The 18,785-nt window shown below is 66.0% G+C and carries 18 protein-coding genes and 1 pseudogene; 10 read left to right on the top strand and 9 right to left on the bottom strand.

What is annotated here, in order from left to right:
• Positions 1-21 precede the first annotated feature (21 nt).
• Positions 22-726 (top strand): gamma-glutamyl-gamma-aminobutyrate hydrolase family protein, encoded by a 705-nt coding sequence (locus GSQ95_RS13215; protein WP_158893132.1) that lies wholly within the window; start codon positions 22-24, stop codon positions 724-726.
• Positions 723-1,079 (top strand): antibiotic biosynthesis monooxygenase, encoded by a 357-nt coding sequence (locus GSQ95_RS13210; RefSeq protein WP_158893134.1) that lies wholly within the window; start codon positions 723-725, stop codon positions 1,077-1,079. The genes GSQ95_RS13215 and GSQ95_RS13210 overlap by 4 nt, the downstream gene beginning before the upstream one ends.
• Here the strand turns inward: GSQ95_RS13210 and GSQ95_RS13205 are convergent.
• Entirely contained in the window at positions 1,045-1,419 is a 375-nt protein-coding gene (locus tag GSQ95_RS13205; protein ID WP_158893136.1) for a hypothetical protein, read from the bottom strand. The two genes, GSQ95_RS13210 and GSQ95_RS13205, sit on opposite strands and share 35 nt — an antisense overlap.
• A 151-nt stretch (positions 1,420-1,570) precedes the next feature.
• A complete protein-coding gene (locus GSQ95_RS13200; RefSeq protein ID WP_256664577.1) occupies positions 1,571-2,053 on the bottom strand; it encodes a hypothetical protein in 483 nt (160 codons plus the stop codon).
• A gap of 239 nt (positions 2,054-2,292) precedes the next feature.
• Between GSQ95_RS13200 and galU the strand changes: the two genes are divergently transcribed.
• Both galU and gorA read left to right on the top strand, forming a co-directional pair.
• Positions 2,293-3,123: a UTP--glucose-1-phosphate uridylyltransferase GalU gene (gene galU / locus GSQ95_RS13195; protein ID WP_133861817.1), complete on the top strand. Its 831-nt coding sequence runs from the start codon at positions 2,293-2,295 to the stop codon at positions 3,121-3,123.
• 127 nt (positions 3,124-3,250) lie between these two features.
• The gene (gene gorA / locus GSQ95_RS13190; protein ID WP_158893138.1) at positions 3,251-4,624 is read left to right on the top strand and encodes a glutathione-disulfide reductase; all 1,374 of its coding nucleotides are present in this window, start codon (positions 3,251-3,253) and stop codon (positions 4,622-4,624) included.
• A 24-nt stretch (positions 4,625-4,648) separates the two neighbouring features.
• On the opposite strand, the gene GSQ95_RS13185 is transcribed toward gorA, so the two are convergent.
• Positions 4,649-5,659, bottom strand: a complete 1,011-nt coding sequence (locus GSQ95_RS13185) for a bile acid:sodium symporter family protein (protein ID WP_158893140.1) — start codon at positions 5,657-5,659, stop codon at positions 4,649-4,651.
• Positions 5,660-5,738: 79 nt separating this feature from the next.
• On the opposite strand from GSQ95_RS13185, the gene GSQ95_RS13180 reads away from it, so the two are divergent.
• Positions 5,739-6,530 (top strand): helix-turn-helix domain-containing protein, encoded by a 792-nt coding sequence (locus GSQ95_RS13180; protein ID WP_158893265.1) that lies wholly within the window; start codon positions 5,739-5,741, stop codon positions 6,528-6,530.
• 3 nt (positions 6,531-6,533) lie between these two features.
• Here GSQ95_RS13180 and GSQ95_RS13175 read toward each other — a convergent pair whose 3' ends face one another.
• From GSQ95_RS13175 to GSQ95_RS13150, 6 genes are all read right to left on the bottom strand, one after another.
• A complete protein-coding gene (locus tag GSQ95_RS13175) occupies positions 6,534-7,190 on the bottom strand; it encodes a glycosyltransferase family 2 protein (protein ID WP_158893142.1) in 657 nt (218 codons plus the stop codon).
• Entirely contained in the window at positions 7,187-7,774 is a 588-nt protein-coding gene (locus tag GSQ95_RS13170; RefSeq protein ID WP_158893144.1) for a trans-aconitate 2-methyltransferase, read from the bottom strand. The genes GSQ95_RS13175 and GSQ95_RS13170 overlap by 4 nt, the downstream gene beginning before the upstream one ends.
• 8 nt (positions 7,775-7,782) lie before the next feature.
• Positions 7,783-8,544 carry a PIG-L deacetylase family protein gene (locus GSQ95_RS13165; RefSeq protein WP_256664576.1) on the bottom strand — a complete coding sequence of 254 codons (762 nt, stop codon included), beginning with the start codon at positions 8,542-8,544 and terminating at the stop codon, positions 7,783-7,785.
• Positions 8,532-9,542: an acyl-CoA dehydrogenase gene (locus tag GSQ95_RS13160; RefSeq protein WP_372240061.1), complete on the bottom strand. Its 1,011-nt coding sequence runs from the start codon at positions 9,540-9,542 to the stop codon at positions 8,532-8,534. The genes GSQ95_RS13165 and GSQ95_RS13160 overlap by 13 nt, the downstream gene beginning before the upstream one ends.
• 117 nt (positions 9,543-9,659) lie before the next feature.
• Entirely contained in the window at positions 9,660-12,224 is a 2,565-nt protein-coding gene (ligD, locus tag GSQ95_RS13155; protein WP_158893148.1) for a DNA ligase D, read from the bottom strand.
• 11 nt (positions 12,225-12,235) lie between these two features.
• Positions 12,236-13,111: a Ku protein gene (locus GSQ95_RS13150; protein WP_158893150.1), complete on the bottom strand. Its 876-nt coding sequence runs from the start codon at positions 13,109-13,111 to the stop codon at positions 12,236-12,238.
• A gap of 142 nt (positions 13,112-13,253) precedes the next feature.
• On the opposite strand from GSQ95_RS13150, the gene GSQ95_RS13145 reads away from it, so the two are divergent.
• From GSQ95_RS13145 to GSQ95_RS13130, 5 genes and pseudogenes are all read left to right on the top strand, one after another.
• Positions 13,254-14,243 carry an XdhC family protein gene (locus GSQ95_RS13145; RefSeq protein ID WP_158893152.1) on the top strand — a complete coding sequence of 330 codons (990 nt, stop codon included), beginning with the start codon at positions 13,254-13,256 and terminating at the stop codon, positions 14,241-14,243.
• Positions 14,244-14,245: 2 nt separating this feature from the next.
• A pseudogene (locus GSQ95_RS26510) lies at positions 14,246-14,728 on the top strand (NTP transferase domain-containing protein); the annotation flags it as partial.
• Positions 14,729-14,893: 165 nt separating this feature from the next.
• The gene (locus tag GSQ95_RS26505; RefSeq protein ID WP_256664579.1) at positions 14,894-15,403 is read left to right on the top strand and encodes a CinA family protein; all 510 of its coding nucleotides are present in this window, start codon (positions 14,894-14,896) and stop codon (positions 15,401-15,403) included.
• On the top strand, positions 15,400-16,230 hold the full coding sequence (nadE, locus tag GSQ95_RS13135; protein ID WP_158893156.1) for an ammonia-dependent NAD(+) synthetase: 831 nt from the start codon (positions 15,400-15,402) through the stop codon (positions 16,228-16,230). The genes GSQ95_RS26505 and nadE overlap by 4 nt, the downstream gene beginning before the upstream one ends.
• Before the next feature lie 456 nt (positions 16,231-16,686).
• Complete coding sequence (locus GSQ95_RS13130) at positions 16,687-18,690, top strand: alpha-1,4-glucan--maltose-1-phosphate maltosyltransferase (protein ID WP_158893158.1); 2,004 nt, start codon at positions 16,687-16,689, stop codon at positions 18,688-18,690.
• Positions 18,691-18,785: the final 95 nt, after the last annotated feature.

Below are 18,785 nucleotides of genomic sequence, written 5' to 3'. Positions count from 1 at the left end.
CCACGCCTGCAGGTGTCCGTCATGACGTCGTATGAAATCGTGCTTCTGGGTGACCAGGATGCATCCATCATTGCCCACCAGGCCATCCCCCAGGCCCTGGCGCTGACGGCCATGGCGCTAGGTGTCACGCTGAGATCCCGCTGGTTGCCGACTGTAGAAGCCGATGGCGCCCTTGCCCACTGCGACGGCCTCTGGTGCGTGCCCGGCAGTCCCTATCGCCATCGCGAAGGGGTGCTGGCGACCCTGCGCACGGCCCGCGAACAGCGGATTCCCTTTCTGGGGACCTGTGGCGGGCTGCAGTACGCGCTCCTGGAATACGTCCAGTCCGTGCTGGGCTGGACGGACGCCGCCCACGGTGAAGACGATCCATTGGCCACCCGCGCGGTGCTCACGCCCCTGAGCTGCGCCCGCATCGAGGTGCAGAATCAACTCCGGCTGCTGCCGGGTTCGCGTCTGGCGGAGGCGGCCGGCGCCGAACGGGGCGAGGCCACCTATCGCTGTCGCTTCGGGGTAAATCCCGCCTATCTGCCGACCTTGCTCGCCGCCGGCTGGCGCGTCCTCGCCTGGGATGAAGAAGGGCTACCCGTCGCCTTCGAACTGGCAAGCCATCCCTGTTATTTCGGCACCCTCTATCAGCCCGAGCGGGAGGCGCTGGCCGGTCGGGTCCCCGCGGCGGTACGTGCCTGGCTGGAGGCGGTGGTCGTGACGCGGAGCCTAAGGGCATGAGTCGGCTAAAGCTGTCCGAGGATTGCGTGGTGATCGCCTTCATCTCGCAGCGCGCGGACGAGGACCCCGACTATGAGCGGATGGCCGCGCGCATGGTGGAGTTGGCGCAGGCGCAACCAGGCTTTCTCGGCATGGAGTCGGTACGAGACGCCGACGGCCGGGGCATCACCCTGTCCTATTGGACCGACCAGGCGGCGGTCGCGGCCTGGGGTGCCCATCCGGAACATCGGCAGGCGCAGCGGCTGGGCCATGAGCGCTGGTATCGCTGGCATGACACCCGGGTCATGCGACTGCTGTCGTCGCGGTCCGGGGCCGGTGTCATTCCAGACGGATCGCGCCCAGGGCCGGGGTGACGCGAATCCAGCCGATGCGGCTGTCTTCGCCGATCAGCATGACCTTCTTCCAGGGGCGAAAGGGCGCGCTGTCCAGGACCAGGATGCGGTCGCCCGGATTGAGCATGACGATCAGCTGGCGGTTGGCGACCAGGCTGCGTTCCGGCATGGCGGGATACTGCATCAGCGGGATCTGGCCACCGCGGATCTGCCAGGTCTCGCCACTGGCGGCGTTGATGAAGGTCGGCAGCCGCGTCAGCAGGATGGCCAGCGCGAAGAACCCGATCAGCAGCAGGACGAGCCGCTGCGTCACGGTGCGGACGGCAACGATATCGGGTGACAGCTTGCCAAGCGAGGACATGGGAATGGCTCTGGGCGGCGGACGGTAGGGGTTCGATGCTACCGTCGTGCGGCCAATTGACATCATTCACCTGAAGGAAAGGTCAACGGCTGCTCATTCGCCAGTGCCAGACTGTGAACGGCCGCAAAAGCGGCCGGCTAGAGGGGCGGATTCAGGGCGCCAGCTGGCGGGTGACTTCCAGGGCCTTGTCGAAGGACGGGTAGCCGCTCTTGGCCACCGCCAGCTCGCCATAGGCGCTCTTGTAGGTCTGCGCCTGGATCGGATCCGCCTCGGGCACCAGGAAGGGATCGGTGTACATGCGATAGAGCAGGGCATAGGCCAGCGGATAGCGATGATCGGCGGAGGCGTTCAGCAATTCCAGGACATCGTCGGTCTGCGGACCCTGCTTGATGGCGATCACCGCCCGATAGAATTCCACCTCGCCATCGGCGCTGGTGCCGCCATTGCGCAGGAGCAGGGCATCCGCGAGCTTGAGCTGTTCCTCACTGCCACCCAGGACCAGCAGCTTGGCCTGCAACAGGTCGTTCTGGCGCAGCAGGGTGGTCTGTTCCGCGCTCAGTGGCCGCGTTTCCGCTGCCTCGTGGTGACCGCCCAGGGAGCAGCCGGCGAGGGAAACACACAGCAACGGGAGCATCCATTTCTTCATGTCGAGATCTATCCGCGGAGTCGTGACGCTGGTTCCAAACTTTGGACGATAGCAGTTCTTTGCGGCTTTGCGCAGAACCGGAAGGCAATCCTGGAGTCGTATCCGCACGTCCACAGAGCGCCCATGCCTGGCTATTTCCAGCGTCGCGCGCTTCGGGCATTGTATGCGACAAGCGGCTGGATAGACCGCCGTTCGTTTTGCCTTCACGTACAGATCAAAGGACTCCCATGATCACCAAATGTCTGTTTCCGGCAGCCGGCTATGGCACTCGTTTTCTCCCTGCGACCAAGGCCATGCCCAAGGAAATGCTGCCCATTGTGAACAAGCCGCTGGTGCAGTACGCCGTGGAGGAAGCTCTGGAGGCGGGCCTGCATCAGATCGGGATCGTCACCGGTCGTGGCAAGCGCTCGCTGGAAGACCATTTCGACATCAGCTACGAGCTGGAAAGCCAGATCAAGAACACCGACAAGGAAAAGTACCTGGTCGGCATTCGCAAGCTGATCGACAACTGCACCTTCTCCTACACCCGTCAGGTGGAAATGAAGGGCCTGGGCCACGCCATCCTGACCGGCCGCCCACTGATCGGTGACGAGCCCTTCGCCGTGGTGCTGGCGGACGACCTTTGCCTGAACCTGGACGGCGACAGCGTCCTCAAGCAGATGGTCAAGCTGTACAACCAGTTCCGCTGCTCGATCGTGGCCATCCAGGAAGTCCCGGCCAACGAGACCAACAAGTACGGCGTGATCGCCGGCGAGATGATCCGCGACGACATCTACCGCGTGAACAACATGGTCGAGAAGCCCAAGCCGGAAGATGCCCCTTCCAACCTGGCGATCATCGGCCGCTACATCCTGACCCCGGACATCTTCGACCTGATCGAGCAGACCGAGCCGGGCAAGGGTGGCGAGATCCAGATCACCGACGCCCTGATGAAGCAGGCCCAGGACGGTTGCGTACTGGCCTACAAATTCAAGGGTCAGCGTTTCGACTGCGGCAGCGCGGAAGGCTTCGTCGAAGCCACCAACTTCTGCTTCGAGCATCTGTACAAGGCACTCTAAGACGCCCTGTGCACTGGACCAGGCCACCTGCGGGTGGCCTTGTCGTTTCTGGCGGTTGGCCATCCGCGCCGCTGCCCGGGGTGGCCTTGCGTTATGCTGGCGCCAGCAGCTGCAGAGAGAGAGCTCCATGACGACCTTTGATTTCGACCTCTTCGTGATAGGCGCCGGTTCGGGCGGCGTGCGCGCGGCGCGTTTCGCCGCCGACTTCGGGGCCCGGGTGGCGGTCGCGGAAAGCCGCTACCTCGGCGGCACCTGCGTCAACGTGGGCTGCATGCCCAAGAAATACTTCATCTACGGTGCCTCCTTTCGTGACGAATTCCGCCAGGCCCGTGGCTATGGCTGGGACGCCGAGGTCCCGGCCTTCGACTGGAATACCCTGGTCGCCAGCAAGGACCACGAGATCCGCCGGCTGAACGGCATCTACCGGGCCTTGCTGGTCAACAGCGGGGTGACCCTGCTGGAAGCCCATGCCCGCATCCTCGATCCCCATACCGTCGAGGTGGAAGGCCAGCGCTATCGCTGCGAACGCATCCTCATCGCCACCGGTGGCTGGCCGGACGTGCCGGACTTTCCCGGGCGCGAGCACGCCATCACCTCCAACGAGGCCTTCTACCTGCCGGAGTTGCCCAAGCGGGTGGTGGTGGTGGGTGGCGGCTACATCGCCGTGGAATTCGCCTCGATCTTCCAGGGCCTGGGCGCCCGCACCACGCTGCTATACCGCCGCGAGCTGTTCCTGCGCGGCTTCGACCGGGGCGTGCGCGAGCACCTGCGCGACGAGATGCTCAAACGTGGCCATGACCTGCAGTTCAATGCCGACGTGGCGCGGATCGACAAGGCCGCCGATGGCAGCCTGCAGGTGACGCTCAAGGATGATCGGGTGCTGGAAGCCGATTGCGTGTTCTATGCCACCGGCCGCCGGCCGATGCTCGATGACCTGGGGCTGGAAAACACCGGGGTCGCCCTGGATGCGCGGGGCTTCATCGAGGTCGGCGAGACCTTCCAGACCACCGAGCCGTCGATCTACGCCATCGGCGACGTCATCGGCCGGGTGCAACTGACCCCGGTGGCCCTGGCCGAGGGCATGACCCTGGCGCGGCACCTGTTCAATCCGGACAGCTATCGCCCGTTGAACTACGACCTGATCGCCAGTGCGGTCTTCAGCCTGCCCAACCTGGCCAGCATCGGCCTGAGCGAGGAAGAGGCCCGCGAACGTGGCCATCGGCTGAAGATCTTCCAGAGCAGCTTCCGACCGACCAAGCTCAGCCTGACCGATGTCCAGGAGCGCACCCTGATGAAGCTGGTGGTGGATGCCGACAGCGACCAGGTACTGGGCTGCCACATGGTGGGACCGGATGCCGGCGAACAGATCCAGTGCCTGGCCATTGCCCTCAAGGCCGGGGCGACCAAGGCTTGCTTCGACGACACCCTGGGCATCCATCCCACCGCTGCGGAAGAGTGGGTCACCCTGCGCAAACCGGTTCGCGAGGACGAGGCGCGCTGATCGGGCGCCGCGCCACTGCGCGCATCACTTGGGTAGTGGCGCTACCACGGGTGTGACAGGCGCCACCGCCTCACGCTTGGCGTAGCGCTGGGCCAGTACCGCGCAGACCATCAGCTGGATCTGGTGGAACAGCATGATGGGCAGCAGCACCGGCCCCATGGTGCTGCCGGCGAACAGCACCTTGGCCATGGGCACTCCCGTGGCCAGGCTCTTCTTGGAGCCGCAGAAGACCACGGTGATCTCGTCTTCCTTGCTCATGCCCAGCAGCCGCGCGCTGTAGCGCGTGGCCAGCAGCACCAGGGTCAGCAGGGTGGCGCAGATGAACACCAGGCCCACCAGCGACAGGATCGGTGTCTCGCGCCACAGGCCTTCGATCACCGCAGCGCTGAAGGCGGTGTAGACCACCAGCAGGATGGACCCCTGGTCGACGAACTTGAGCTTGCCCTTGTGGCGATCAACCCAGTGGCCGATCACCGGGCGCAGCAGCTGGCCGGCAACGAAGGGCAGCAGCAGCTGGACGCAGATCTTGACGATGGCGTCGAGGGTGCTCTGGCCGTCCGAGCCGCCGTGGGCGTCGAGCAGCAACCGTACCAGCAGCGGGGTGAGGAAGATGCCGAGCAGGCTGGACAACGACGCACTGCAGACCGCCGCCGAGACATTACCGCGAGCCATGGAGACGAAGGCGATGGACGACTGCACGGTGGCCGGCAGGGCGCACATGAACAGCACGCCAAGATAGAGCTCCGGTGTCACCAGGGGCGCCAGCAGCGGCTGCAGCGCCCAGCCAAGCAGCGGAAAGCTGACGAAGGTAAAGGCGAACACCAGCAGGTGCAGCCGCCAGTGGGTCATGCCGGCCACCAGCGCCTGGCGCGACAGCTTGGCGCCATGCAGGAAGAACAGCAGGCCGATGGCGATGTTGGTCACCACGTTGGCGACCTGGGCAGCGAGGCCCCGGCAGGGCAGCACGCTGGCCAGGATCACCGTGGCAACCAGCAGCAGGGTGAAGTTGTCGGGCATCAGGCGGGGACGAGCCATGGTCTCTCTCGGGTTGTCTGTGGATGGCCTCAAGGCTATCGTCTCCTGACCTAACCGACTAACGCGAAAAGCCCCAATGATGTCGTCAAACGGACAGCCTGCGGTCGAACGTCCCGTTCCCGCGCTCGCCCACCTTCCGCGGCGGCTGTATGCCCGCGTCGAGTCCCTGGCGCAACCGGCCTGGACACCCTGGCACCGACATCCCTGGGGGCAACTGTCCTATGCCATCCGGGGGGTGCTCACGGTGACCACCGCCGAGGGCAGCTACGTCGCGCCGCCGCAGCGGGCGGTGTGGATCGCCGCCGATGTCGAGCACCAGGTGCGTTCCTCGCCGCAGGCGGAGATGCGCAGTCTCTATGTGAGCGCCGAGGCAGCGCCCTATGTCGGCGAGCGCTGTCGCGTAGTGGCGGTCAGCCCCTTGATCCGCGAGCTGATCAAGACCTTCAGTGGCTTCGCCCGGGAATATGACGAGGACGGCGCTGAAGGCCGGCTGGTGTCGGTGATGCTCGATCAGTTGCAGGCGGCGCCCGAGGTGGGACTGTCACTGCCGGCGCCCCAGGATGGCCGCCTGCGGCTGCTGTGCGAGGCCCTCGCGGCTAATCCGTCGGACGATCGTACCCTGGCGCAATGGTCGGGTGTGCTGGGGGCTTCGGAAAAAACCCTGAGTCGCGCCTTCCTGCGGGATACCGAGCTAACCTTCAGGACCTGGCGCCAGCGGTTGCGTCTGATCAGTGCCCTTGAACGCCTGGAGCGGGGCGCCGCGGTGACCGAGGTGGCGCTGGATTGCGGCTACAACTCGCCATCGGCCTTTATCGCGGCCTTTCGCCGCCAGTTCGGCGCGACGCCCGGGGCCTTCGCCCTGGGCGTCTAACCATCAGGCGGTGGCGCCGAGCAGGCCCAGGTAGTCACCGAAGCCGCCACGGGCCCGGCAATCCAGGCGCGAGCTGGTGCGCACCCGCACGCTGTTGCTCCAGGCGATGTGCGCGCCCTGGGTCTTGAGCGCGGTGACCAGGGTGACGTCCTCGTCCACGGTCATGGAGGGAAAGCCGCCAGCGCGCAGGTAGGCGGTCGCCGAGATGCCAAAGTTGGCGCCGTGGATGTGCTGATGGCCTTCACGATCGTGATAGGCCGCTTCATAGCGCGCTCTGAGACTGGGAGAGTGCGGGGTCCAGTCGTCCACCTCGACCACACCGCAGACGGCATCGGCACCGTAGGCGAGCTGGGCGGCAAACCAGTCCGGCGCCACCTCGGAGTCGGCATCGGTGCAGGCCAGCCAGCGCGCGCCGCGCTGGATCAGGTGGGCCGCGCCGGTCGCGCGGGTCAGGCCGACGTTGCAGGCCCAGACCTCCAGTGCGGTCACCGGCAGGCGACGAACGATGTCGGCGGTGCCGTCGGTGCAGCTGTCCAACACGATGACGATCTCCACAGTCTCACCCATTAAGGCCGGATGCCGAGCGGCGCGCAGCACCGATTGCAGACAGCGTTCGACGTGTTGCTCTTCGTTATGAGCGGGTATCACGGCACCTATCATAGAAGCTGCTCCCGGCGGGCGACGGAGGTGGGATCGGAAGACCAGAGGGTGAGGACGAAATCGGCTTCTTCGAGATGGCTCAGGCGATGCAGGCCGGGCAGGGCGGCCATGCGTTCATGGACCTGGTCGCCGGTCAGGGCGCAGCCGTCGATGGGGTGGCGCCAGTGGCAGCCGAGTAGCACCCCGCCGGGCAACAGGGCGCTGTGGGCGCGATCCAGCAGGGCATCCAGGCCGCCCTCGCCGAGGTAGTAGCCGATCTCGCTAATGACGATGAGATCGAAGGCGCCCGCGGGCCAGGCGTCCGGCAACAGCAGGTGCCGTACCTCGACGTGGGGCTGGTCGGCCAGGCGCTCGCTGGCGGTGGCGACCGCCGGGGCACTGCCATCGCTGACCAGCAACCGTTCGCAGCGTTCGGCCAGGCGCCGGGAGAGTTCACCGGTTGAGCAGCCTGGTTCATAGCCGTGCGTGTAACGGCGGTGCGGCAGCACGGCCAGGGTCAGATCGCGCTTGCGCGCCTCATACCAGCGATGGCGGTAGTCCCAGGGGTCTTCGCTGTTGGCGTAGAGCGAGTCGAAATAGCTCATGGAGACGGTCACGTCAGATAGACCTCCCAGGCACGGGTGAGACGGGCAACCACCGTAGGCGGCAGGATCGGCCTCTGTCCCGTGCTGGCGTCCTCGGTCAGCTGACTGCCAAAGGCGCTGACCGCACGCTTCTTCAGCGCCAGAACGTCCTCTTCCAGATCCAGGCGCCGCGCCCGGTCCCAGGGCACGCGCGGATCACCGGGGGCAGCCCAGTGCCAGGTCCAGACCGGCACCTCGATGCAGCGAGCCCCACGCAAACGGCAGGCTTCCACCGCCGCACGGCCGGTCGCCTCGTGATCGGGATGGCCATCCAGCCGCCAGGTGGCGAAGACCACGTCTTCGGGAGTGATGAACTCCAGCAGGCGCTGGCGCAAGGCGTCTTCCTGCTCGCTGACCTGACCGTCCGGGATCGCCAGGCGCGTCACGGTGGCGCGTTCCAGGCGTAGCCGGCGCAGGGCTTCGCGGGTTTCCAGCGGGCGGGTATTGCGCAGGCGGCTGGCGGGCCAGAGGGTGGACTGCGGATGACTGCCATCGCCATCGGTGACCGCCACCAGCGCCAACCGGCGACCCAGTTCGCCCAGCAGGCAGAGCAGGCCGCCGCAACCGAGGATTTCGTCGTCCGGATGAGGGGCGACCACCACGGCGCGATGTCCCGGCGGCACCAGTTGCGCGGCTTCGATGGCCGGCATTTCGCCAAAGCCTGACCACTGCAGCCACGCCTCGGGCGGGGTGCCGAGTCCTTGAATCTGACGATCGCCTACAGCTGCCAAGGGGCACCCTCCAGCAGATTGAGGTCACCCAGTACCGCCAGATCACGTTCGGCGTGACTCTGGCGCAGGTAGACGGGAAGGTCCGCCATGTGGCGGGCGCAATAGGCATCACGGCACAGCGGCGCGGCGCCAAAGGCGCGGCCGGTATGGCGGATGACGATTTCGGCGCACTGCTCGACCAGGGCCCGCAACTGGCAGACGGGATAGCGGGCGTCCGCCTCGGGGTTGAGGTCGATCCAGTGGGCGGCCTGGCGCAAAGCCGTGGCGGCGCCGAGCAGGGCGGCGTCCACGTGACCCAGGTGCGCGAGGGCATGGGGTTCGCTATGACGCTTGCAATGGGCGCGCAGGGTGTCGGCCAGGGCGGTGGCGGAGCCATACCAGCAGGCAGCGATGCCGCCGCCGCCATGCCAGAAGCCGGGACGGTGCAGGTAGCGGCCGGGAGCCCCGACCAGCACGCCGGCGGCGCCATCGAAGAGCACATCGACGCTACCTGTGTGCTGCATGCCGATGGCGCGCCAGCCGTCCTGGGTAACCTCGACGCCGGGTTGTTTCAATTCCACCGCCACCAGCAGCGGATGGTCGTCCATCCAGGCGGTGACCAGCGCATGGCTGACCAGGGCGGCGCCGGAGCACCAGGACTTGCGGCCGTGCAGGGTGACCATGCCGTCGGCGCTATAGCGCACCAGCAGGCGGGCGTCCGGCGGCTCGGCAGCCCAGACGCCCCAGAGGCTTTCAGGCGGTACGTAGCCATCCAATTCGCTCAGGATGGCCAGGGCATCGGTATGGCCCTCGTACAGCTTGACCAGGCCCAGATCATGATGGGCTACCTGGGCCAAGGCGCGCCAACGGTCGAGGGTCTGACCCTGGCCGGGCAAGGGCAAGCGGTCGAGGCCGCGCTGATTGAGAATCTGGAGTCGGTGTTGCAGCAGTGCGGGAGTGACCTCGTCATAGGCCCACTCGTCCAGGGTGTCCTGAAGGCTATCCAGATCGATCGACATCGGCTCCATCCCGTGGCTGGCGACGGCGCTGTCCACGACAACGCTCGTTAGTGCAGACCACGGGGAGCGATAAGGGGTTTCGCTTGGGTCCTATGCTGGCCGACGGCAGGCGTGTCGCTAGGCCATGCCCAGTCGTTTGCGCCGCGCGGCCGTGAGGCTCTGGCGCACCCCGGCATACCCGGCCCAGGGGTCGTCCTTGAGCCCTTCGAGGCGTTGCAGGAGGGAATCGAAGCGCCATTGGTCGCTGCCCTGCAGGTCGTTCAGCTCGGCGCGCGCCACGGGCACCGAAACGCCGAGGTGGGGACGGGCGCGCAGGGAAAAGGCACTGACCGTGGTGGCGCCGTGGCGATTGCGCAGGTAGTCGACGAAGATCTTGCCCTGGCGGTTGTGTGCGCCCATCTTGGCAGCGAAGAGCCTGGGCAGGGTGTTGGCCAGGTGCTGGGCGGCCGCCTGGGCGAAGGCCTTGACGGTGTCCCAATCCTGGCGCCGATCCAGGGGCACCACCAAATGCAGGCCGCGGCCACCGCTGGTCTTGACGAACGCCTGGAGGTCCAGCTCGTCGAGCAGGGTAAGCACCAGCTCCGTCGCTTCCACCATGCGTGACCAGAGCAGGGCGGGATCGGGGTCGAGATCGAGGATGAAGCGGTCGGGGCGATCGATACGGCCGGCGGTGGCATTCCAGGTATGGAGTTCCAGCGTACCCATCTGGGCCGCGCCGATGAGCGCTTCCCGACTGTCGATGACCATCAGCGGTGCGTGACCCGGATCCAGCTCGGGCGGCAGTTCGCGGATATGGGGGATCGCCAGGGTCTGCTTGTGCTTCTGGAAGATCTGCTCGCCGGCGATACCCTCGGGCGTACGGACCAGGGCCACGGGCCGCTCGGCCAGGTGCGGCAGGATCCAGTCGGCGACGGCGGCGTAATAGCCGGCCACGTCGAGTTTGCGCGCGCCGCTGGCCGCGTCGATGACGCGCTCGGGGTGGCTGATGCGCACCCCGGCGACGGTAGCCTCCTGCTGTCCGGCACCGGGTTTGCGCCGAGCCGGGACGTCGGGACCTTCGGCTTCCCGTGCCGGCGCGGCCCTTTCGAGGCCGATGCCCTCAGCGGGCTTGTCGTCACGCAGGCCATGGAAGACGCCCTGACGGACGATGCGATCCTGGGTCAGCTCGGCGTAGGCGATCTCGCACAGCTGCTCGGGTCGCAACCAGGTCACCGCGCGGTAGGCGGCGCCCCTGGGCGGATCCACCACCGGCGGCTGATCGACGATCAGCGGCTGGAATCGGGCGTGCAACTGCTTGAGCAGGGCAGCGGTAAAGCCGGTGCCGACCTTGCCGGCATAGTGCAGCCGGCCCTGGTCATCGTGCAGCGCCACCAGCAGCGCGCCCAGGTGCTGGCGGCTGCCCTTGGGCGGGGTGTAGCCGACGATGATGAATTCCTGGCGATGAGCGCACTTGAGCTTGATCCAGTCCTTGTTGCGCCGGGAGCGATAGGCGCTGCCCAGGCGCTTGCCGATCACCCCTTCGAGGCCCAGTTCGCAGGCGCTGGCCAGGATGCGATCGGCCGGTACCTCGAAGGCGGCGGAAAAGCGCAGCAGGTCGCTGTCGTTGCCGTGCTCCAGCAGCTTGCCGAGCAGCTCGCGGCGCTGCTCGACCGGTACCTCGCGCAGATCCGCGCCATTGAGATAGGGCAGGTCGAACAGGTAATAGGCGATGCGGGTCGCCTTGCCGGTCTCGAAGGCATTCTGCAGCGCCTGAAAGCTGGAGACGCCCTGGGCATCGTTGACCACGATCTCGCCGTCCAGCCAGGCGTTTTCCAGACCAAGGGCCGCCAGCGCCCTGGCCTGCTCGGGCAGACGTTCGGTCCAGTCGTTGCCGCTGCGGGTGAAGAGGCGCACCTCACCGTCCTCGATATGGGCGAGCAGCCGGTAGCCGTCGTATTTCACCTCGTACAGCCAGTCGCCGGCCGGCGGACTGTCGACCAGGGTCGCCAGTTGCGCCTCCAGGGTCTCGGGCAGCTTGGCCTTGCGTGCCTTGGCCTGGCGCGCCGGCGCCTTGGCTGCCTTCGGTTGGCTGGCGGTTTTGCCCTTGGACTTCGCCTTGGGCTGCGCCAGCCGTGGCAGGGTCTTGTCGCTCAGCACGCTGTCGGGTTCGGCCGCGGTCACCTCGTAGTCGGCACTGTCGCGGGCTTCAGCGTCGCGTTCCTTGATCAGCAACCACTGCGGCTTGTCGCCATGGCCCTGCAGGCGGGTGCGCACCAGGGTCCAGTGGCCGCGGAGCTTTTCGCCGCGGAGTTCGAACTTGAGCTTACCTGCGGCATAGGCTTCGGCCGCATCGCCTTCCGCCAGCCACTCGCCGCGATCCCAGACGATGACATCGCCCGCGCCGTACTGGCCTTCGGGAATGCTGCCTTCGAAGCTGCCGTAGGCGAGGGGGTGATCCTCCACCTGCACCGCCAGGCGCTTTTCGCCGGGATCCAGGCTGGGTCCCTTGGGCACCGCCCAGCTCTTCAGGGTGCCATCCAGCTCCAGACGGAAGTCATAGTGCAGGCGACGCGCGTCGTGCTTCTGGATGACGAAGCTCAGGGCCCCCTTGGCCTTGCGCCGGCGCGGACTGTCCTCGTCACGCGGCTCGGCGGTGATGTCGAAGTTGCGCTTGCGGTTGTATTCGCTGGTCGAGCTGGCCATGGCGGCGCTCCTCACTTGGCCTTGCGGGTGCGGCTGGCGGCAGGGCTACGGCGGCTGGTCGAGCGACCGGCGCCTTTGGACTTGGGCGCTTTCTTGGGCTTGTCCTGCTTGCCGCCTAGGCTGCGACGCAGCAATTCGGTGAGGTCGATGACGTCGGCGCCGCTGTCTTCGGTTTCCGGCTCCTCGGTGAAGGCTTCCAGCTTGCCGTCCTTGAGCTTGCGTTCCACCAGGGCCATGACGTTGTCCTTGAAGGTGTCGTGGTACTGCTGCGGATCCCATTGCTCGGTCATCTCGTCCACCAGCCGCTGGGCCATGTCCACTTCCTTCTTGGTGACCTTGGCGTCCAGTCCTTCGAGTCCGACGTCTTCCGCGGAACGGACCTCGTCGGCCCAGCGCAGGGTGTTGAGCACCAGGGCATCGCCCAGCGGCATGATCACCGCCAGGTGCTGCTTGGAGTGCATCACCAGATTGGCCACGCCCAGCTTGCCGGCGGCGCTCAGGGTGTCGCGGAGCAGGGCATAGACCTTTTCGCCGTTCTTGTCCGGCGCCAGGTAGTAGGGCTTCTCGAAGTGCAGGATGGAGATCTCCCGCGCCTCGACGAAGGCGAGGATGTCGATGGTGCGAGTGGCCTCGGGCAACGCGTTGTGGATCTCATCCTCGCTGAGCACCACGTACTTGCCCTTGCCATGTTCAACGCCCTTGACGATGTGTTCGCTGGGCACCTCCTTGCCGGTGGTCTTGTTGATCCGCTTGTAGCCCACCGGATCGAGGCTGCGTTCGTCCAGCCAGTCGAAGTCGATGCCCGATTGCCGGGTCGCCGAGACGACCGAAACGGGGATGTGCACAAGGCCGAAGCTGACGGCGCCTTTCCAGATCGAGCGGGGCATGGACGTTCTCCTCTTGGGTGTCCCCTATGGATAGGCCGGCGATCCAGCGGGTTCCGCCCTGGGGAACCCCGCTCCGCTGTTGGGTTCTACCCCCGGAACGAGGCTTTTGCCGTCGCAGGTGCAGGGTAGAGAGGAGCAGGGTGTGGACAGTGTCGATCAAGAAGTTTTGCGCAAGACCCTGGCCTGGCGACGGGAGGGCCAGGGCGTCAGCCTGTTCACCGTGGTCCAGACCTGGGGCAGTTCGCCCCGGCCGCCGGGCGCCATGCTGGCCCTGCGCGACGACGGCCAGGTCTGTGGCTCCGTGTCCGGTGGCTGCATCGAGGACGATCTGATCGCCCGACTGCATGGCGGCCAGTTCGCCGGGAAGCGCCCGGAGATCATCACCTACGGCGTCTCGGGCGACGAAGCCGCGCGTTTCGGGCTGCCCTGTGGCGGCACCCTGCGTCTGGTCCAGGAGCAGGTCGGTGACTGGCGCTGGGTCGAGCAGTTGCTGCAACACTGCGACGGCCACGAACTGGCCTTGCGTGAGCTGGACCTGGCGACCGGCGAGGTGCGGATTTCCAGCACCACCCACGATACCCCGGTCACCCTGGACGAGCAGCGGCTGCGCCTGGTCCATGGTCCGCGCTGGCGTCTGCTGCTGATCGGCGCCGGTCAGCTGTCGCTCTATGTCGCCGACATGGCGGCCATGCTCGATTTCGAGGTGCTGGTCTGCGATCCCCGCGAGGAATTCCGCCAGGGCTGGGAGACGCGCCAGGCGCGTTTCATCTCCGGCATGCCGGACGATGCCGTGCTGTCGATCCGCCCGGACGAACGCACCGCGGTGGTGGCCCTGACCCACGATCCGCGTCTGGATGACCTGGCCCTGCTGACGGCGCTGCAGTCCGACGCCTTCTACGTCGGCGCCCTGGGCTCACTGCGCAACAATGATCGGCGGCGGGAGCGGCTGCTGCAGCTGGACCTGCCGGTCGCGGCGATCAATCGCCTGCATGGCCCCATCGGCCTGCATATCGGCAGCCACACCCCGCCGGAAATCGCCCTGTCGCTGCTGGCGGAGGTGGTGGCCGTGAAGAACGGCATCGCCCTCACCCAGAAGAAGCGCGCCCTGGTGGCGGTGGAGCAGGTCGCCTAGGGATGGCCGGGGTTCAGGTGCTGATTCTCGCGGCGGGTGCCGGGAGTCGCTTCCGCGCCGCGGGCGGCGGCGACAAGCTGCAGGCCACCTTGCCCGGACCGGCCGAGCTGACCGTGTTGCAGGCGACCTTTCGACTGTGGCGGGGCCTGGCTCTGCCGTGCCTGGCCGTGGTCTCGGATAGCGCTCCCTGGCGCGCCGAGCTGGCGCAGCAGGAAGGCCTGGCAGTGCTCAGTCTGCCCACCACCGGCATGGGCGACAGCCTGGCCGCCGCCATACGCGCGACGTCCGATGCGTCCGGTTGGCTGGTAACCCTGGGCGATATGCCCTTCGTGCAGCCTGGGACGGCCCGACAGTTGCTGGACCTGCAGCATCCCGCGCGTATCGTCATCCCGACCTGCCAGGGCAGGCGTGGTCATCCCGTGCTCTTTGGTCGGAATTTTGCCGCTGCGCTGGGCGAACTCGAGGGAGACGAGGGAGCGAAACGGCTCCTGCGCGAGGGTTCGGTGCTAGAGCGGGAGGTCGCGGACGCCGGTATCCACCACGATATCGATACGCCCGCCGACCTGGAAAATACCGGGCAGGTGACCCCAGAACTTCCCCAATTCGCCGCTCTTCCAACGGAAGAGCAAGGTTGTTGGGGACACGTACTCATGAACACCATCGAGTCCATGCTGGACTATCTCAAGACCCGCGAACTGCAACTCACCACGGCCGAATCCTGCACGGCCGGCAAGGTGGTCGGGCTGCTGTCGGAGATACCCGGCAGTGGTGGCTGCATCGAATCGGGTTACGTCGTCTATTCCCCCGAAGCCAAGCAACGCCTGCTGGGCGTCAGGCCGGAGACCATCGAGCGTCACAACCTCACCAGCGAGGAAGTGGCGCGGGAGATGGCCGCTGGCGCCCTGCGTGACAGTCCGGCTCAGGTGGCCATCGCCAATACCGGGCTGGCCGGGCCGGGCGGAGCGGACGGCATTCCCCAGGGCACCGTCTGCTTCGCCTGGGGCTACCGGGTGGGCGATGACATCGTGCTCTATTCCGAAACCCGGTACTTCCCCGGCGATCGCGAGGCCGTGCAACTGGCGGCGGCCCGTCACAGCCTCGGCGCCGTGGTGCCCTATCATCAACGTCTCGAACGCGAATCAGAGGAGAACGCCCGATGACCGAAGCCCTTCAGCGCGACATCATCCAGGCCCTGCAGGTCCCCGAACAGTTCGATCCGGCCGCGGAAGCGGAGCGTCGTATCCGGTTCCTCAAGGACTATCTGCTCGGCAGCCGCCAGGAGAGCTATGTGCTGGGCATCAGTGGCGGCGTGGATTCCTCCACCGCTGGCCGACTGGCCCAACTGGCGGTGGAGCGGGCGCGCGAGGAAAGTGGTAATGCCCGCCTGAGATTCATCGCCATGCGGCTGCCCTATGGCGTGCAGCGCGATGAGGCGGATGCCCAGCGTGCCCTGCAATTCATCCAGCCCGACGAGATCCATACCGTCAATATCAAGCCCGCCAGCGACGCCATGCTCGCCTCGGTGCGCGAAGCCCGGGTGGCCTTCGATGACGAGCTCCATGAGGACTTCACCCTGGGCAACGTCAAGGCGCGCCAGCGCATGATCGCCCAGTACGCCGTAGCCGGCGCACGCCGAGGACTGGTGATAGGCACCGACCATGCGGCGGAAGCGCTGATGGGCTTCTATACCAAGTTCGGCGATGGCGCCTGTGATTTGACGCCACTGCACGGACTCAACAAGCGGCGGGTAAGGGCGGTGGCCGAGTGGCTAGGCGCACCGAACGAGTTGGTGCACAAGGTGCCGACCGCCGATCTGGAATCCCTGTCGCCTGGCAAGGCCGATGAAGATGCCTTCGGCATTACCTATGCCGAGATCGACGATTTCCTGGAAGGCAAGGCGGTAAGCCCGGCTACCCTAGAGATCATTCTCAATACCTACCGGCGTAGCGCCCACAAGCGCGATCTGCCCTATACGCCTTTCCATTGAGATCAGGGGTTTGCGAGTGTTTGTTTAAGTTATTTCTCGAATAGCGGCCCTGGTACGATTGCCATCCCTACGTGTGCTGCGCTGCTATTCGACTGACACCAAGGCATTCGTCGTTAGGTTAGATATCGCTTTATACATCTGATTTAAGCAGATGATATTAAAGGATTTTTCCTGATTTTCCGTGCCTGCCGGTCATTGAGATTTGGCTGAACTTTTGCGCGCCGTCGGGGCTCAGACTCTTTCAGACACACCCGCGTGAGTACTTCCGATTGCAGTAGAGCCGCGGCTGTCTGGAGTGGCGTCCTCATGGACGCCGCTGCGGGTTGCCGACTCCCTTAAGGGGTTCGGCCAGCCGGGCCTCTTTGGCGGTAAGCCAAGCAGTAGCGGGTTCATGACCAAGGTCGCAGCGCCGGCGCGTTGCGGCCTTTCACGCGTCCCAAGATGGAGTCAGGCTCGATGTCGAACACCGATCTCCCCGGTTCTTTTTCCACCCTTTCCCTCGATCCCGCTACCGCTGCCCAGACCCCGCGCATCGCCATAGAGGCGGTCACGCCGGCCGTGGACAATGGCCAGTTTCCCGCCAAGGGCATCGCCGGGCGGGTGGTCGAAGTGACCGCCAAGATCTTTGCCGATGGCCACGACAAGCTGGCCGCCAGCGTGCTCTGGCGTCAGGAAGGCGAAGAGAACTGGCAACAGGCCCCGCTGACGCTCGAGACCAATGACCTCTGGCGTGGTCGCTTCACGCCGCCAGCCGTGGGCCGCTATGAATTCGTGGTGCAGGCCTGGTGGGATGTCTGGGGCACCTACCGCTACGAGATCGAGATGAAGTACGCCGCGGGTGTCGGGCTGAACCTGGAATTGCAGGAGGGTCGCCTCCATGTCGAGCAGGCGCTGTCCCGTGCCGAAGACGAGCAGCGTAGCCCGCTGGAGGCGCTGCTGCAGCGCCTGGACCAGGCCGGTGGCGAAGGTGACAAGGTCGCCGTGCTGCTGGCAAGCGAGGCGAACCAGGCCATGACCCCGGTGGACGCCTATGCCCACCTGACCCACAGCATCGAATATCCGTTGGACATCGAGCGCCTGCGCGCCGAATTCGCCAGCTGGTACGAACTCTTTCCCCGTTCCATCACCGATGATCCCCATCGCCATGGCACCTTCCGCAACGTGATCGGCGAATTGCCGCGCGTGCGCGACATGGGCTTCGATGTACTGTACTTCCCGCCGATCCATCCGATCGGTTTGGCCCATCGCAAGGGCAAGAACAACACCCTGGGTGCCGGCGCCGATCAGCCGGGCAGCCCCTATGCCATCGGCAGCCCGGACGGCGGCCACGATGCCGTGCATCCCGAGCTGGGTACCCTGGACGACTTCCGTGCCCTGGTGGCGGCAGCCGCCGATCACGGCCTGGAGATCGCGCTGGACTTTGCCATCCAGTGCTCGCCCGACCATCCGTGGCTCAAGGAGCATCCGGGCTGGTTCTCCTGGCGCCCGGACGGCTCGATGCGCTATGCGGAGAATCCGCCGAAGAAGTACCAGGACATCGTCAATGTCGACTTCTACGCCCAGGACGCCGTGCCGGATCTGTGGCTGGCGCTGCGCGACGTGGTCTGGCACTGGGTGGAGCAGGGCGTGAAGATCTTCCGCGTCGACAACCCCCACACCAAGCCGCTGCCCTTCTGGGAATGGCTGATCGCCGACATCCGTGGACGCGATGCCGATGTCATGTTCCTCGCCGAAGCCTTCACCAAGCCGGCCATGATGGCGCGCCTGGGCAAGGTGGGTTACAGCCAGAGCTATACCTACTTCACCTGGCGTAACACCAAGGCCGAACTGACCGAGTATCTCACCGAACTCAACGAAGCCCCTCTGCGCGACTGCTACCGGCCGAATTTCTTCGTCAATACGCCGGACATCAACCCGGCCTTCCTGCAGACCAGCGGCCGCCCCGGCTTCCTGATCCGTGCGGCGCTGGCCACCATGGGCTCCGGCCTCTGGGGCATGTACGCCGGCTTCGAACTCTGCGAGGGCGCGCCGCTCACGCCGGGCAAGGAGGAATACCTGGATTCGGAGAAGTACGAGCTGCGGCCGCGCGACTTCTATGCGCCGGGCAACATCATGGGCGAGATCGCCCAGCTCAACCGTATCCGCCGGCAGAATCCCGCGCTGCAAACCCATCTGGGGCTCAAGGTCTATACCTGCTGGAACGATCAGATCCTCTACTTCGGCAAGCGCACCGATGATCTGGGCAACTTCATCCTGGTGGCGATTAACCTGGATCCCTTCAATGCCCAGGAGGGCCACTTCGAATTGCCGCTGTGGGAGCTGGGCCTCGACGATCACGCCACCACCTACGGCGAAGACCTGATGACCGGGCACCGCTGGGCCTGGCACGGCAAGACTCAATGGACACGGCTGGAGCCGTCGATGCCCTTCGGCATCTGGCGCATCCAGGCGGGCCACTAGCGATACCTCGGACGGAGCGCGTCAGGCGGCTCGGGGACAGCTCCCCAAGTGCCTGGCGCCTTCCGTCATCATCGCCGGACGGCCTGGACGACCGG

This window comes from Pseudomonas sp. BAV 4579 (assembly GCF_009765395.1).
Lineage (GTDB): Bacteria > Pseudomonadota > Gammaproteobacteria > Pseudomonadales > Pseudomonadaceae > Chryseomonas > Chryseomonas aestiva.
The sequence above is the reverse complement of the archived record's forward strand: the minus strand, read 5'-3'. Positions and strand labels throughout refer to the sequence as shown.